Origin of the sequence: Mycobacterium aquaticum, assembly GCF_002086485.1 — a bacterium.
Classification (GTDB): domain Bacteria; phylum Actinomycetota; class Actinomycetes; order Mycobacteriales; family Mycobacteriaceae; genus Mycobacterium; species Mycobacterium aquaticum.
In genome coordinates this window covers 21,369-36,417 of sequence record NZ_MVHF01000007.1, presented here as the reverse complement: position 1 = coordinate 36,417, position 15,049 = coordinate 21,369, and the positions used below count along the sequence as shown (strand labels likewise).

The 15,049-nt window shown below is 62.9% G+C and carries 12 protein-coding genes, 1 tRNA gene and 1 pseudogene; 9 read left to right on the top strand and 5 right to left on the bottom strand.

Going from position 1 to position 15,049, the window contains the following annotated elements:
• On the bottom strand, positions 1-630 hold the full coding sequence (locus BST13_RS09530; RefSeq protein ID WP_083162997.1) for a cutinase family protein: 630 nt from the start codon (positions 628-630) through the stop codon (positions 1-3).
• A 128-nt stretch (positions 631-758) separates the two neighbouring features.
• On the opposite strand from BST13_RS09530, the gene BST13_RS09525 reads away from it, so the two are divergent.
• Complete coding sequence (locus BST13_RS09525) at positions 759-2,558, top strand: serine/threonine-protein kinase PknD (protein WP_083162995.1); 1,800 nt, start codon at positions 759-761, stop codon at positions 2,556-2,558.
• A 312-nt stretch (positions 2,559-2,870) separates the two neighbouring features.
• Positions 2,871-4,577: a GmrSD restriction endonuclease domain-containing protein gene (locus BST13_RS09520; protein ID WP_083162993.1), complete on the top strand. Its 1,707-nt coding sequence runs from the start codon at positions 2,871-2,873 to the stop codon at positions 4,575-4,577.
• A 58-nt stretch (positions 4,578-4,635) separates the two neighbouring features.
• On the opposite strand, the pseudogene BST13_RS39705 reads toward BST13_RS09520, so the two are convergent.
• A pseudogene (locus tag BST13_RS39705) lies at positions 4,636-4,832 on the bottom strand (tyrosine-type recombinase/integrase); the annotation flags it as partial.
• Positions 4,833-4,970: 138 nt separating this feature from the next.
• Here BST13_RS39705 and BST13_RS38660 point away from each other — a divergent pair.
• Complete coding sequence (locus BST13_RS38660) at positions 4,971-6,686, top strand: pentapeptide repeat-containing protein (RefSeq protein WP_142282759.1); 1,716 nt, start codon at positions 4,971-4,973, stop codon at positions 6,684-6,686.
• 270 nt (positions 6,687-6,956) lie between these two features.
• On the opposite strand, the gene BST13_RS09510 is transcribed toward BST13_RS38660, so the two are convergent.
• Together BST13_RS09510 and BST13_RS09505 are read right to left on the bottom strand one after the other, a co-directional pair.
• Positions 6,957-7,030: transfer RNA gene (locus BST13_RS09510), tRNA-Leu, on the bottom strand.
• 120 nt (positions 7,031-7,150) lie between these two features.
• A complete protein-coding gene (locus BST13_RS09505) occupies positions 7,151-8,443 on the bottom strand; it encodes an ISL3 family transposase (RefSeq protein WP_083162991.1) in 1,293 nt (430 codons plus the stop codon).
• 285 nt (positions 8,444-8,728) lie between these two features.
• On the opposite strand from BST13_RS09505, the gene BST13_RS09500 reads away from it, so the two are divergent.
• Complete coding sequence (locus BST13_RS09500; RefSeq protein WP_095533472.1) at positions 8,729-9,031, top strand: PNPOx family protein; 303 nt, start codon at positions 8,729-8,731, stop codon at positions 9,029-9,031.
• On the opposite strand, the gene BST13_RS09495 is transcribed toward BST13_RS09500, so the two are convergent.
• Entirely contained in the window at positions 9,028-9,843 is an 816-nt protein-coding gene (locus BST13_RS09495) for a type III PLP-dependent enzyme domain-containing protein (RefSeq protein ID WP_245839471.1), read from the bottom strand. The two genes, BST13_RS09500 and BST13_RS09495, sit on opposite strands and share 4 nt — an antisense overlap.
• A gap of 357 nt (positions 9,844-10,200) precedes the next feature.
• Here BST13_RS09495 and BST13_RS39440 point away from each other — a divergent pair, with 357 nt between their 5' ends.
• The 5 genes from BST13_RS39440 to BST13_RS09475 are packed head-to-tail and all read left to right on the top strand — an operon-like array spanning position 10,201 to position 15,048.
• Positions 10,201-10,305, top strand: coding sequence for a potassium-transporting ATPase (locus BST13_RS39440; RefSeq protein ID WP_211296054.1), 105 nt, complete (start codon positions 10,201-10,203; stop codon positions 10,303-10,305).
• Positions 10,302-10,391, top strand: coding sequence for a potassium-transporting ATPase subunit F (locus tag BST13_RS09490; RefSeq protein WP_083162975.1), 90 nt, complete (start codon positions 10,302-10,304; stop codon positions 10,389-10,391). The genes BST13_RS39440 and BST13_RS09490 overlap by 4 nt, the downstream gene beginning before the upstream one ends.
• The gene (gene kdpA / locus BST13_RS09485) at positions 10,391-12,061 is read left to right on the top strand and encodes a potassium-transporting ATPase subunit KdpA (RefSeq protein ID WP_083162973.1); all 1,671 of its coding nucleotides are present in this window, start codon (positions 10,391-10,393) and stop codon (positions 12,059-12,061) included. Before BST13_RS09490 ends, kdpA begins: the two co-directional genes overlap by 1 nt.
• Positions 12,061-14,190, top strand: coding sequence for a potassium-transporting ATPase subunit KdpB (gene kdpB, locus BST13_RS09480; RefSeq protein WP_083162971.1), 2,130 nt, complete (start codon positions 12,061-12,063; stop codon positions 14,188-14,190). Before kdpA ends, kdpB begins: the two co-directional genes overlap by 1 nt.
• Before the next feature lie 3 nt (positions 14,191-14,193).
• Entirely contained in the window at positions 14,194-15,048 is an 855-nt protein-coding gene (locus BST13_RS09475) for a potassium-transporting ATPase subunit C (protein ID WP_083162969.1), read from the top strand.
• The last annotated feature ends 1 nt before the right edge of the window (position 15,049 follow it).

The following is a 15,049-nucleotide window of genomic DNA, read 5'->3' as shown; positions in this document are numbered from 1 at the left end:
CTAGAGCCGACTAGCGACGAAATCGGCTGACTGCGCGACCTTTCCGGACTGCACGTAGGACACGTGGGCGCCCATGTCCCAGCCGCCCTCCCAGCAGATGGGGTCGGCCTGATTGCACTGGTCGATGGAGTTGGCGGCGTACTGCGGCGCCAGCGTCGGCAGCGGTCCCCCGGCGAGCATGCCCGAGAAGCTGGTGCGCGGCGTACCGAACAGTGCACTGGCCGCCACGTGATCGGCGGCCTGCGGAGACATCTCGTTACTCGCCAACTCGATGACCGCGGCGCCCTGCGAGTAGCCACCGAGCACGATCTTGGTGTTCGGGCAGTTGGCGGCGGTGGACTCGATGAGTGCCCGTGCCGCGTCGGCGCCGGCAGTCGGGCTGGAGCTGAAGTCATTGCTGGCCGGGTAATCGACAGCCGTTCCCTCGACGGTACGCGGCGCGACCCGCGTGCGCAGATCGTCGACGAACGGGCCGCCCACGCTACCCAGCCCCGGTGGCTCGTTGGTGCCGCGGGCGAACACCACCGCGACATCGGAGCACGGGGCGGCTGATGCCGGTGTGGACGCGACGATCGGGGCAGCTGTGGCCAGTGCTGCGCATACCAACAGCAAAGCGGGCTTGGTCGTCATACCAACCGATCGTAGGGGCGACGGGTTCGCTGTCCACGCTCTCGTCGGCGCAAGCGCCGCCGAACTGGCGCTCTGCCTGGTTCAATTGACGAAGGCGTTGGCCACGCACGAGCAGGGTTGGCGGCAGCATGGATGACACAGTCGTAGGCGGCGACGACGACGGCGACGCCACGCAAGGCTCGGCCCCCGCCGGGAAGTTCGGGCGTTACGAGTTGCTGTCACTGATCGCCTCGGGTGGCATGGGTCAGGTATGGCGGGCACGCGATTCGCAGACCAATCGAGTTGTCGCGCTGAAGGTCTTGCCCGAACATTCCGCCGATGACGAGGAGCCGCGTGAACGGTTCCGCCGGGAGTGCCTGGCGGTGGCACAACTGACAGAGCCGCACGTGATCCCGATCCACGACTTCGGTGACGTGGACGGTCGGCTCTTTCTGAACATGCGGCTGGTCGAAGGCACGGACCTGCGCACGCTGATCAAACAAGATGGTGCCCTGACGCCGACGCGTGCGGTGGCGATCATCGCTCAGGTGGCCGGCGCGCTGCAGGCCGCCCACGACGCCGGACTGGTGCACCGCGACGTCAAACCGTCCAACATTCTGGTGTGCGCCAACGACTTCGCCTATCTGATCGACTTCGGGATCGCCCATGCTTCCGAAGACCGGACGCTGACCAAGGTCGGCGAAACCATCGGAACCGCAGCGTATCTGGCGCCGGAGGCCGTCAGCACGGCGGCGAAAACTCATCCTCGCGTCGACGTGTATGCGCTAGCTTGTGTCCTCTACGAATGCCTCACCGGCAAGCCACCATTCAGCAGCGACTTGGGCGTACAGGGTTTGATCGCTCACCATTTGTACACTCCGCCACCACAACCCAGCGCCAACACCGACGTACCCGCCGCATTTGACGCAGTCATCGCCAAGGGAATGGCCAAGAACCCCGACGATCGCTACACGACCGTTCAGGATCTGGCCGAGGCGGCCCGTGCCGCGGTCAGCGATCCTGAGGCTCCAGCTTCGGCTCCTGCGCGGCGAATTCACCTGTCACGCAAGACCATCGGCGCACTCGTAGCCGCAGTCGCCGTCGTGGCTGTCATCACCACGGCAGTCTTTGTCGTCAACCGGCGCTCATCGGGTACCGGCGGCACGGCGCCCGCACCGGCCGCCGGAGGTAACTCGGCACAGAGTTCACTACCGTTTACCGACGTACAGCTCGTCACCGGTATCGCGGTCGATGGTGTAGGTACCGCATACGTCACCGACATCGGTCGGGACGAGGTGCTGAGGTTGGCTGCGGGCGCGTCGACGCCCACCGTACTGCCCTTCAGCGGCCTCAAAAATCCCAGGGACGTGGCAGTCGCCGTCGACGGCAGCGTCTATGTCGCCGACTCGAGCAACGACCGCGTGTTGCGACTGGCTGCGGGCGCCACAGCGGCTACGCCCCTGCCGTTCAGCGGCCTCAACGACCCCCGTGGCGTCGCCGTCGACCGCGCAGGAGACGTCTATGTGAGCGACCGAGGCAACAATCGGGTGCTGCTACTGCCAGTCGGCACTACAGCACCAACCACGCTGCCCTTCACCGGTCTCAACGATCCCCGAGGGGTGGCCGTCGAATCGACAGGCACCGTCGATGTGACCGATACGGGCAACAACCGAGTGCTGACCCTGGCGGCGGGCGCGACGGCGCCGACCACGCTGCCGTTCAGCGGCCTCAACGATCCTCAAGGCCTGGCTGTCGACACAGAAGACAACGTCTATGTGACCGATCGCGGTAACGCCGGGGTCCTTCAATTGCGCCACGGCGCGACAGCAGCTACCCCACTCCCCTTCACCGGCCTTACCGATCCCCAAGGTGTTGCCGTCGACGCCCACGGCAACGTGTACGTCACTGATGCGGGGCGCGTTCCGGTGGTGAAGTTGGCGGTGGGGTGATTCGTGCTCCGTGCCAGTTGCCCCAGTCGGACTCGAACCGACACTGTGCCGAGCTTAAGATCGCCCTGCCTCTCAGCAGGCTCTGCAATGCTTCGCCGCAATCCATCAGATGCCACACAAGCCCATTTCAGATGGTATCGAAACGGCGTCGACGATCCACCAGAAGCTGCGCAGTCCGTTGCCGAATCTCCGCTTACGCGGTGCTGACGCGGGCATCCGCAATGCGGCATTGCTGGCCGCCCACACTGGGATATCCGCCGCCACGGCCAACCAATACCGAATCCACAGCTCGACTGCCGATAGTCTCGTCCGGTGGCAGACAGTGACGTCGTCGAGACGAATTCGCAAGGTCCGAGCTCATCGCGGAAGGTTCGCGACCCCAAGCCCTCGGCGGAGCGCATAACCCAGTTGGCGTCGCGCGTGCTGTCCGGCGATATCGTTCTACCGGAGTTTCAACGCCCGTTCGTCTGGAAGCGTCACCAGATCATCGAGCTTCTCGACTCCATCTACCGTAACTACCCAATCGGAAGTCTCCTTCTGTGGGAGTCTACAAGCAGCCTCACCAGCAAGCGCTCAATAGCTGGCCTAGATATCGCCGATCGAAGTCCGACATATCCCTGGAACTACCTACTAGATGGACAGCAACGGCTTTCCACGGTGTGCGGTGTCCTGTATTGGACACCTGATACCAAGAACAGTGTTTGGAACGTCGCGTTCGATCTGAAGAAGAAAGAGTTCTTCCATACCGACACACTCGATGATCTACCGCTCCACCAGATCCCGATGCGTCGACTTCCAGATCCGTCGGCCTATTGGAGTGCGCTAGCGACACTTACCGATCAGAACCTGAAAGACTCCGCGAAGCTGCTTTTCGACAGGTTTACGGATTACATCGTACCGTTGGTCACTTTGGGCGACATGTCACTCCACGACGTTGCTCCGATCTTCGAAAGAATCAATTCGACCGGGACACGTCTGACGATCTTTGATCTGATGCGCGCCGCAACATGGAGTACCACCTTCGATCTGGGCAAGTCAGTCGAAGACCTTAGAGCGGCTATCGAACCCAAGCGGTTCGCTGGCCTAGACGAAAAGGTGTACCTTCGAGCTCTCAGCGCATCGGCTGGTGGTTCGTTCAATGTGGAGAGCATCGACGATCTACGCAGCAAAGACTCGGAGACTCTTGTAAGTGCGGTCAGCACCACTGAGGCGTCCTCCAAGCTGGCGTGCGACTTCCTAACCACCCAGGTCGGCGTACCACGGTACGAAGCACTTCCATATGCGAACCAGTTCGCCGTTCTGTGCGAGATTTTCAGACTCGTCCCTAGCCCCTCAGCCGTTCAAGTCTCAGACATTCGCCACTGGTTCTGGCGTACAACTCTCTCCGGATACTTCGGCGGCTGGAATACCGGCCAGATGACAGGCGACAGTGACACTATCCGCGCATGGGCCACTGACGGCAAGACCGCCCTCGATATCGGCACAGTGACTTCAAACGCTCGACTCTGGCGGACAAAGACGTTTCGCGCCAATTCTGCCACGGCGAAAATGCTGGCGCTGATGCTTGCCGCCGCGCGACCGGAAGATTTGATTTCGGGCCAGGCGATTGATATCGACAAGTCTCTTGCCTGGTCGAATGACAAAGAGTTCCACCACTTCTTCCCGCAGGCGTACCTGAAAGGCTCCGGTAAGGGAAGCCCCCACCTTGTGTCGAACATTGTGCTACTGACATCCTCCAGCAACATCGCTATCCGCGATAAAGCACCCAGCGCCTATTTACAAGAGATCATCGATAGGGACGGACGTGCGGCATTGGTATCGCGCCTGGAGTCAAACCTTGTTTCCGAGGAAGCTCTTGAAGCTGCCCTCGCCGACAACTACGACGGCTTCCTGACAGCCCGATCAGCCACGCTCCAGGCACGAGCCCTTCAACTCTGCGGCGAGAAGCCAGACGCCTTTCAAGAATCCGGGGCAGATCCCGAAGAAGTTCAAGATTCCGACGAAGAGTTACTACTCTAGGTTGGGAACGAATGAGTTTCGGCTTCCGATCCAGCGGTACGTCATTGCGGCCTTCGATCACGCCCCGGCCAACCTTTGGCGCGGCCTAGTTGTCTTGTTGATGAAGTCCGCGTAAGTGGACAGAGTGAGCACGAAAGTCCAGTGCCCCATCCATTTTGAGACGGCCATGTAGTGCTCCCCCGCACTCAAGCTCATGGTCGCGAAGGTTCGGCGCAGGTCGTGGAAGCGAACGCCTCCGAGACCGAGCAACGGGCAGTTAGCTACGGGGCACAGCGGCGACGAGCCACTTTGCTTACCCATTGACTCCAGCGCTGGGGTGAGGCTGCAAACACCACCAGAGTTTCGCCAGCCAAATCAGCCAAAGTGTCACAGCGTGCCAGTAGCGTCCACGCCGTGCGATTTTGGAAGCGTGACGCGCCTACCATCAACGGCACCAAGCCGAAGAAACCTATCCGAGTCGGATTCGCCTGGCAGATTGTGTTTTGCCTGGTACTCGGCTTCGGGCTGGCTGGTGGCTTGACATACGCCGGATGGCGCGTGCTGGGCAGCCCTCCCGTCGTTCCGAAAACCAGCAAGCAAACCGCGCCGAATCAATCGCCCGCGCCGAGCGCACAGCCGCCGTCAACCCCTCAAACCCCGCCCAGCGAATTGCCTGTCGATGTATCGCTAGACCTTCTACGGATTTCTCTGACCGTGGTCGCCGGTGTCGGCGGAATCGTCGCGTTGGTTGTCGCGTATCGAAAGCAGCGACTCGGAGAAGCGCAGCATCAGCGCGAGGATGCTGCGGCGCGACGTGAAGACCAGAAGATGTATTCCGAACGGTTCTCGAAGGCGAGCGAGCTTTTGGGTTCAGAACGATCCGCAATGCGGCTAGCGGGCGTCTACGCGATGGCTAGTCTGGCCGATGATTGGGAAGGCGGTCGGCAAACCTGCATAGACGTGCTATGCGCCTATTTGAGGATGCCCCATAAACCGCTCAATGATCCTCCCATCGATCAGATACGCGAACGCCCACATCGGCCGTCTGAACAGAAAAAATGGCGACTTGCGCTATCTGATGATTCTAATCCCGCGCCAACTGAAGAACACCAAGTTAGGTCAACGATTATCCGTGTAATAGTTGACCATCTAGACCCGGAAGCGAGTACACCGTGGTTCGGGCACAGCTTCAATTTAAGCGGCGCTATCTTAGATTCGCCAAGCTTCGCGGGCGCTCATATCCATGGCTGCTATTTCGACTTCGGGGAAAGTCTTCTTTACGGCGAAAGCGATTTCAGCGGATGCGACTTCGTAGACTCGAAGATTGATTTCTTCTTTACGGATATTGTAGGTAGCTGCGGGTTTGAGATTTCTAACTTCAGAAATACTGAAATACAGCTTTCAGCGGATATCAGCGGCGGAGTTAAATTCTATGCGTCCAACATGGAGAATACAACCGTAGACATCTCGGGGCTTGATCTTGAGGGCGGCGATTTTTCGTTCATGGAGATTGTCATGAAAGAGAAAAGCAAGCTGGAAATAGGGAGGGCTGATCTTAAGCAGTCTAGCCTCGCCCTAAGTAGGTGCCACGTGAGCAATTCAAAGATAGTTTTGCGAAATGCGTCGTTGACGAATTCTTCAATGTACTTCAGCGGCTTACGGGTAGAGGCCGGGGGCCGCGTGATGTTGACCAGCGGAATCCACAATAAGAATCCTAGTCCAGAAATTATGGACTCCGAGTTGCACTTTAACGACGTGCGGGTTTCAGCTGGTGGATTTTTTGGCCTGCAACGACAGAACTTTATACGGTCGCCGCTACATTTCCCTCATCTGAGTATTGACAAATCTGAGTTCATTATCACAGAATGCCACCTGAATACGTCGACCGTGAGCTTTGACAACGCCGACTTACCAAGTAAAGGACGCCTAGTCATAGACGTTTGCTCCGACGATGAGAATCCAGTGAATACAGATGGCCTCACGGCACCGCCGGGTAACGAAGGGTTGTCAGTCGTCGTCCGAACGGGCGCTGTCGACGACGTCGACCCGTCCTTATGGGCGCGAGCGCGAACGCGGCAGGACGCCGACTTAGATCCGGCGCTACGTCCGCACATCGTGTCGTGGTACTAGCCAGTCCGATCCGGCAGAGCCACCGCCCAGAGCGGAATCACGTTGTCGCTCTTCCCGGGGGTCGCCTGGTCCAGGGCGTCGCGCGGCCATCGGGTCCACGTGGTTATCGGCGTAGAGGAGCCCGCAGAAGCCGGACGGCATACTGGCGCGCGGCCCTTCAAAGTTACTAGCGAGCCGAGCCCGCCGCCGCGATCTCGCCGCTCGCCGGGGTGAGCGGGCTGGGAAGCGATCCACTCGGCCCGAAAACGCATCTAGCCAGGTGAAATACCGTGCCCCCAGTCGGACTCGAACCGACACTGTGCGGATTTTAAGTCCGCTGCCTCTGCCAATTGGGCTATGGGGGCCGTGACAGATCGTAAGCACGGTACCCGGGCACATCTTGGCCCCGATCACGCAGGTCAGGCATGACCCACAGCATCAGTGGCAGGCCGTCAAAATTCTGGCTCTTGTGACGCATCTGTGGGTCAGTGGCGGCCGGGTAGGGCTGGTCGGTGCCCTCCGAGGGTGAGCATGGCGAGGGCGATGGGTTCGGGGGTGGCGAAGCCGAAGGCCATGCGGGTCAGGAGTCGGATTTTGGTGTTCGCTGATTCGAGGAGCCCGTTGGAGAGTCCGTGTTCGATGGAGGCGAGGATCTGCCTACGGTGGCGGGTGATGCGTTGTTGCAGCAGGACGAATGATTCGAGGCGACAGCGCCGCGCCCAGGCAACCCATTTGTCGAGTGCTTCGGCGGCCTGCTCCACCAGCAGTTTGAAGATCGTACGGAGGGCTTCCTTGAGCAGGTAGGCACGGTAGAGCCGGGGGTCGGTTTTGGCGATCCATTCCAGTTTCGCCCGTTGCCGCTCGCTAAGGTTCTCCGGGTTCTTCCACAGCGCAAACCTGGTGCGCTTCAACGCTTTCGCCGCTCCGGTCGCCACGGTGACCCGCCGGCCAGCGACCCATCCATGGCGCTGTGTGTGGCCAGCTCGGCGGGCGGCGTTCCACGCCTGGCGACGCACCTCATCGAGTGCTTCATTGGCCCAGCTGACGACGTGAAACGGATCTGCGCAGCGGATCGCCTCAGGGCAGCGCTCGGCGACTACGTCGGCGATCCATTCGGCCCCATCAGCGCTGACACGGGTGATCTGAGCGCACCGACCGGCAGCGGAGGCTTCCAGAGCATCGAAGAAGGCGTTCACGGTCGCCTTATCGCGGCCGGGGCTGGCCCACACCAGCCGTCCGCTGTCATGGTCGACCACGACGGTCAAGTACTTGTGGTGGCGTTTGTAGGAGATCTCGTCGATCCCGATGCGGGTCAGGTCGGCGAACGCATCGATGCCCGAGGCGGTGTCGGCCCACACCCGCGCGATGATCGACCCCACTGTGCGCCAAGCGATCCGCATCAGCTCGGTGATCGCTCGTTTGGAACAGTGGGTCGCCAACCAGGCCACCTGCGCATCGAATACGCGAGTGTGCCCGGCGCCGTGGCGGGCCCACGGGACCTGACACACCGTCGGCCCGTGGGTAGCACAGTTGACCCGCCGAACGTCTGTTTCCAGGAACACCTCGACGGTGCCCAGGTCCAGGGTGCGCCAGCGCCGTCGGCCCTGACCGCGGTCATACCGCCCGGCCCGCGCACCGCAGGCTCCGCACCGCCCCCGGACTGCTCGACGGGGCCGCACATGGACCACCACCACCTGCGCGGCCTCATCGAACGCGACATCTTCGATTACCGTGTCCTGGACGCACAACACCGCACGCCATAAGCTGGCATTCCGCACGCCGTTCTCCGCTCTATGCGTTTTTGACCTTCGACAAGCCAAAAACCTAGACCGAGAACGGCGTCCGGCCATTTAGGCGCCACCAACCACCCACAGATCCGTCACAAGAGCCAAAATTCTTGACGCCGCGCAAGTGAACACCATGCCAAGAAGCTCCGACCCGCACCGACGCACATGTTTCAATAACCCTCGGGGCACGAGGGTGGGGCAAGCATGGCGAACAAGCCGGCCAACGTAATTGCCACAGCCGCAGAACAGATTTCATCGATACTAGGCCCACGAGCCATGCGCGCACTCGCCCGGTTCAACAAGTACGTGACCAACCCGATCCAGCGGATGTGGGCACCGTACCTGCCCTACATGGCGGTCATCGAGCATGTGGGCCGCAAGTCAGGCACCAGCTACCGCACCCCGGTGATGGCGTTCGTCGAAGCTGCAAACACAGCCACGGTGACACACCGGGGCAAGCGCCACCGCCTGGTCGACCCGAAGGTGCTCCCCCTCGACTCCCCTGACCTGCCGAGGGCCGTGCAGGGCATCAACACCTCCGCGCGCAGCGCCCTGCACGGCCGTCTCGCCGCCGACTAACTGGCCAGCGGCATGCGGTTGGCCGGCTCGGCCAACACGGTGACGACGGGCCGCGGGAACCGCAGGGTCGCGCACGCGTCGTCGAGCGTCTCGTCGACCGAGGTCGCCACGTCGGCGAGATCACCGACACCGTCGCCGAAGGTGAAACCGTGCCCGCCCAACCCGATCCGGGTCAGCACCACACCGTGATCGCGGCGAATCTGCGTCATCTCAGCGAGCATGTCGCCGATGGCGGCAGGATGGCTGACGAAATGATGCTCGTCGGGTTCGATCTCGCTGTACAAGCCCACCAGATCCAGTCGTGGGCAACGCAATACAGCGCTGTACGCATCCGTGGCCTCATGGGTGTCGAAGCCGAATCCGACGCCTGTACCACGGCGAGTCACCGCGACCAACACTCGCTGCGTGCGTCCCTTGGCCGACGCAAGCTGCTCGATCTGAGAGAGGGAGTCGACGACGATTCTTCCGACGCCGAGATTGACTGTGCAGAAGAGTAATTCGTTGGCGTTCAACCCACCGGCGTGGACCGTCATCCGGATGGGTGCGATATCGGCCGCGAGGGCGATCCCCAGTTCCCGGCTGGTGCGCACACCCACCGTCACGCCGCAGTCCCGGGCCCACCGCGCGACCGCGCTGTCGGCGAGTGCCGACGCCGGAAGCGCCAGCTCGACCGTGCCCAAGGAGCGCTGAGTGCTCGCGCAGCCGCGCACCGCTTCGGGTTCCGTCGAGGGCAGCGTTGCAGAATGTCGCCTGGCCACTGACGCGGGCAGGGCGGACGAGAACACGGACATGACGACCGTCGAAAGTGTCACTGCAACCTCTTCACCACCGCGCCCGACTGGATGTCATTGGGCGCCTGGTTCCACGATCGCTCCGCCGCATACCACGTGACCAGTGATTTTGCGGTCTCTTGACGGTTCAGACCGAAACTTTGACGCCGCGCTGACGAACGGGCCCATGGGTGTAAACGACCTGATCAGATGCCCCCAGGACGCAGCGACCAGCCCAATTGGCGCCATTTTGACGGCTACGGCGCTCCTGACGCAGGCGGGCGGAAGGAGACCGTAAAGGAGCGCGACGCCGGCGTAAAGAAACCGTCAACGGCCCGCCAACCGACCGAAAACCGGGCAGATCCTGGGGCAGGCCCCGAAAGTCGGAGGCCTGTGAACGTGTCTTCGAACGGAGACAGCATGTCTGTCCTGATTTACATCGTGCTGACGGTGGCGATCTTCGCCGTGCTCGGCCTGGTGCAGAGGTTGGTCGAACGACTGTGAGCTACGAAAACATCATCGGCCTGATCCTGGCGGTGCTCATCGCCGTCTTCGTGTTCGCCGCCCTGCTCTTCCCCGAGAGGTTCTAGTGACTGCCACCACCGCGGGGATCCTGTTCCTCGCATTGCTCGTCGCGGTGATCGTGCTGGTGCATGTGCCGTTGGGTGACTACATGTTCCGCGTCTACACCGGCGACAAGGATTCTCGTGCCGAACGGTTGATCTACCGCGTGATCGGGGCCGACCCCCGATCCGAGCAGACCTGGGGCTCCTATGCCCGCAGCGTGCTCGCGTTCTCGGCCGTCAGCATCCTGTTCCTGTTCATCTTCCAGCTGGTTCAGGGCAAACTGCCGCTGCACCTTCATGATCCGGCCACTCCGATGACCCCCGCGCTGGCCTGGAACACCGCCGTCAGCTTCGTCACCAACACCAACTGGCAGGCCTACTCGGGCGAAACCACCCAAGGCCACCTGGTGCAGATGGCCGGCCTGGCGGTGCAGAACTTCGTCTCCGCCGCGGTCGGCATGGCCGTCGCAGTGGCCCTGGTCCGCGGGTTCGCACGTCGCCACACCGGCGACCTCGGCAACTTCTGGGCCGACCTGGTCCGCGGCAGTATCCGTATCCTGCTGCCCATTTCGATCATCGGTGCCATCGTGCTCATCGCGGGCGGCGCCATCCAGAACTTCGCGTTGCACGACCAGCTGGTCACCACGCTCAGCGGCGCGCAACAGACCATCCCCGGCGGACCGGTCGCCAGCCAGGAGGCCATCAAAGAGCTGGGCACCAACGGCGGCGGCTTCTACAACGCCAACTCGGCACATCCGTTCGAGAACCCGACCACCTGGACCAACTGGTTCGAGATCTTCCTGATCCTGCTGATCCCGTTCTCGTTGCCGCGCACCTTCGGTCAGATGGTCGACAGCCGCAAGCAGGGCTACGCGATCGCGGCGGTGATGGGCGTCATCGCCCTGCTGAGCACCAGCTTCATGATGTGGTTCCAGCTGCAGCATCACGGCACCGTGCCCAGCGCGGTCGGAAGTGCCATGGAAGGCGTCGAACAGCGCTTCGGCGTGGCTGATTCAGCGGTCTTCGCCTCGGCGACCACGCTGACCTCCACCGGTGCAGTCGACTCGTTCCACGACTCCTACACGAGCCTCGGCGGCATGATGACGATGTTCAACATGCAGCTCGGCGAGGTCGCGCCGGGCGGTGTCGGATCGGGCCTCTACGGCATGCTGATCCTCGCGATCATCACCGTGTTCGTCGCCGGGCTGATGGTCGGACGGACCCCGGAATACCTGGGAAAGAAGATCACGCCGCGCGAAATCAAGCTGGCGGCAAGCTATTTCCTGGTCACGCCGCTGATCGTGCTGACCGGCACCGCGGTGGCCATGGCGATGCCGGGCCAACGTGCCGGGATGCTCAACACCGGACCGCACGGCCTGAGTGAGGTGCTCTACGCCTTCACCTCCGCGGCCAACAACAACGGCTCGGCGTTCGCCGGCATCAGCGTCAACACCGAGTGGTACAACACCGCGCTGGGCCTGGCGATGGTGTTCGGCCGGTTCCTGCCCATCGTGCTCGTGCTGGCACTGGCAGGATCCCTTGCCGCCCAAGGCACCACACCCGAGTCGATCGGAACCCTGCCGACCCACCGTCCGCAGTTCGTCGGAATGGTCGTGGGCGTCACGGTGATCCTGGTCGCCCTCACCTTCCTGCCCATGCTCGCACTCGGACCCCTCGCCGAAGGAATCCACTGATGTCTACCCCCACCGCCGAACGCGCGGTTTCCCACCAACCCAAATCCAAATCCGTGCCGACCGGTTTGATCGACCCGGCGATGCTGTGGCGATCGGTGCCCGACGCGCTGCGCAAGCTCGACCCCCGCACGCTGTGGCGCAACCCGGTGATGTTCATCGTCGAGCTCGGCGCTGTCTGGAGCACAGTGCTGGCCATCGTCGACCCGACCTGGTTCGGTTGGCTCATCGTCGGCTGGCTGTGGCTGACCGTGGTGTTCGCCAACCTGGCCGAGGCGGTCGCCGAAGGTCGCGGCAAGGCACAGGCCGAATCACTGCGAAAGACCAAGGCCGACACCATGGCTCGCAGGCTCACCGAATCTGGTGCCGAAGAGTCGGTACCCGCACCGCAGCTCAAGCTCGGTGACATCGTGGTGGTCGAAGCCGGCCAGGTCATCCCCGGTGACGGCGACGTGGTGGAAGGCATTGCCTCGGTGGACGAATCGGCCATCACCGGCGAATCCGCCCCGGTCATCCGGGAATCCGGTGGCGACCGCTCCGCGGTGACCGGTGGCACCACGGTGCTGTCGGACCGCATCGTCGTGAAGATCACCCAGAAGCCCGGGGAGAGCTTCATCGACCGCATGATCGCGCTCGTCGAAGGTGCGAACCGGCAGAAGACGCCCAACGAGATCGCGCTGAACATCCTGCTGGCCGCCCTGACGGTCATCTTCGTGTTCGCCGTCGCCACCCTGCAGCCGCTGGCCATCTACTCCAAGGCCAACAACCCGGGCGTCCCGGACAGCCTGTCGCTCACCGCAAACGGCGTCAGCGGCATCGTGATGGTGGCGCTGCTGGTGTGCCTGATCCCGACGACCATCGGCGCGCTGCTGTCCGCCATCGGCATCGCAGGCATGGACCGACTGGTGCAGCGCAACGTGCTGGCCATGTCCGGCCGGGCCGTCGAGGCCGCCGGAGACGTCAACACCCTGCTGCTCGACAAGACCGGCACCATCACCCTGGGCAACCGGCAGGCCTCCGAGTTCGTGCCGCTGACCGGTGTATCGGCCGAGCAGCTGGCCGACGCCGCGCAGCTCTCCAGCCTGGCCGACGAGACCCCCGAGGGCCGCTCGATCGTGGTGTTCGCCAAGCAGCATCACGGCCTGCGCGCCCGCACGCCTGGCGAACTCACACACGCACACTGGATCGAATTCAGCGCCACCACACGGATGTCCGGCGTCGACCTGGACGGGCACAAGCTGCGCAAGGGTGCCGCCAGCGCGGTCGCCGAGTGGGTGCGCTCCGAAGGTGGCACGGTGCCAGAGGAGTTGGGCGCGATCGTCGACGGCATCTCCGGTGCCGGTGGCACCCCGTTGGTCGTCGGTCAGGTGGCCGGTGCCTGCGGCAAGGCGGAGGTGCTCGGGGTCATTCATCTCAAGGACGTCGTCAAGCAGGGCATGCGCGACCGGTTCGACGAGATGCGCAAGATGGGCATCCGCACGGTGATGATCACCGGCGACAATCCGTTGACCGCCAAGGCCATTGCCGATGAGGCAGGTGTCGACGACTTTCTCGCCGAGGCCACCCCTGAGGACAAGCTGGCGCTGATCAAGAAGGAGCAGGCCGGCGGCCGGCTCGTCGCTATGACCGGCGACGGTACCAACGACGCCCCCGCACTGGCCCAGGCCGACGTGGGCGTGGCGATGAACACCGGTACCTCGGCGGCCAAAGAGGCCGGCAACATGGTCGATCTCGACTCCGACCCGACCAAGCTCATCGAGATCGTGGAGATCGGCAAGCAGTTGCTGATCACTCGCGGCGCACTGACCACGTTCTCGATCGCCAACGATATCGCCAAGTACTTCGCGATCATCCCGGCCATGTTCGTCGCCCTGTTCCCCGGCCTGGACCTGCTGAACATCATGCGGCTGCACAGCCCCCAGTCGGCCATCCTGTCCGCGGTGATCTTCAACGCCATCGTGATCATCGCGCTGATCCCCCTGGCGCTCAAGGGTGTCCGTTACACCCCGAGCAGTGCGTCGAAACTGTTGAGCCGCAACCTGTATCTGTATGGCCTCGGCGGTATCGTCGCCCCGTTCATCGGGATCAAGCTCATCGACCTCGTTGTCCAACTTCTCCCTGGAATGTCGTAAACCATGCAAATCTCAAACCTGGTCCGCCAGCATCTCGCCGCGCTACGGGCGCTGCTCATCCTGACCGTCATCCTGGGCATCGGCTATCCGCTGTTCATCTGGCTGGTGGCGCAGGTGCCGGGTCTCTCCCACAAAGCCGACGGCTCGATCGTCGAGGTCGCCGGAAAACCGGTGGGCAGCAGCCTGATCGGACAGTCGTTCACCGACTCCGACGGCAAGCCGCTGGCCCGGTACTTCCAGTCCCGCCCGTCGGCGGCAGGCGACGGCTACGACCCGATGGCCTCGGGTGCGAGCAACCTTGGGCCGGAAAGCGTCATCGACACACCGGACAAGCCCAGCCTGCTGACCCAGGTGTGCACCCGCAGCCTCGATGTGGCCAAGCTCGACGGCACCACCGGCACGCGTCCGTTCTGCACCGGCGACGGCGTCGGCGCGGTGCTGGCGGTGATCGGCCCACGCGATCCGCACGGCAACGTCGTGCACCCCACCCAGGTGGTCAGCGTCAACCAACCGTGCCCGGCCGTTCCGTTCCTGGCCAGCTACGAGGGCGTCCGCGTGGGGTGTGCGAAGCCCGGTGACGATTACAGCATCGGGCAGATCGTCCCGATCCCCGGTGCGGCGACCGCCGCGGTGCCCGCCGATGCGGTGACCGCCAGCGGCAGTGGGCTGGATCCGAACATCTCCCCCGCGTACGCGGAGCTGCAGGTGAACCGGGTGGCCAAGGCCCGCAACCTGAATCCCGACGTGGTCCGCCAGTTGGTCGCCGAGCACACCGACGGCCGAACCCTGGGCTTCATCGGTGAACCTCGGGTCAACGTGCTCGAGCTCAATATCGCTCTCGACCACCTGGGTGGATGAT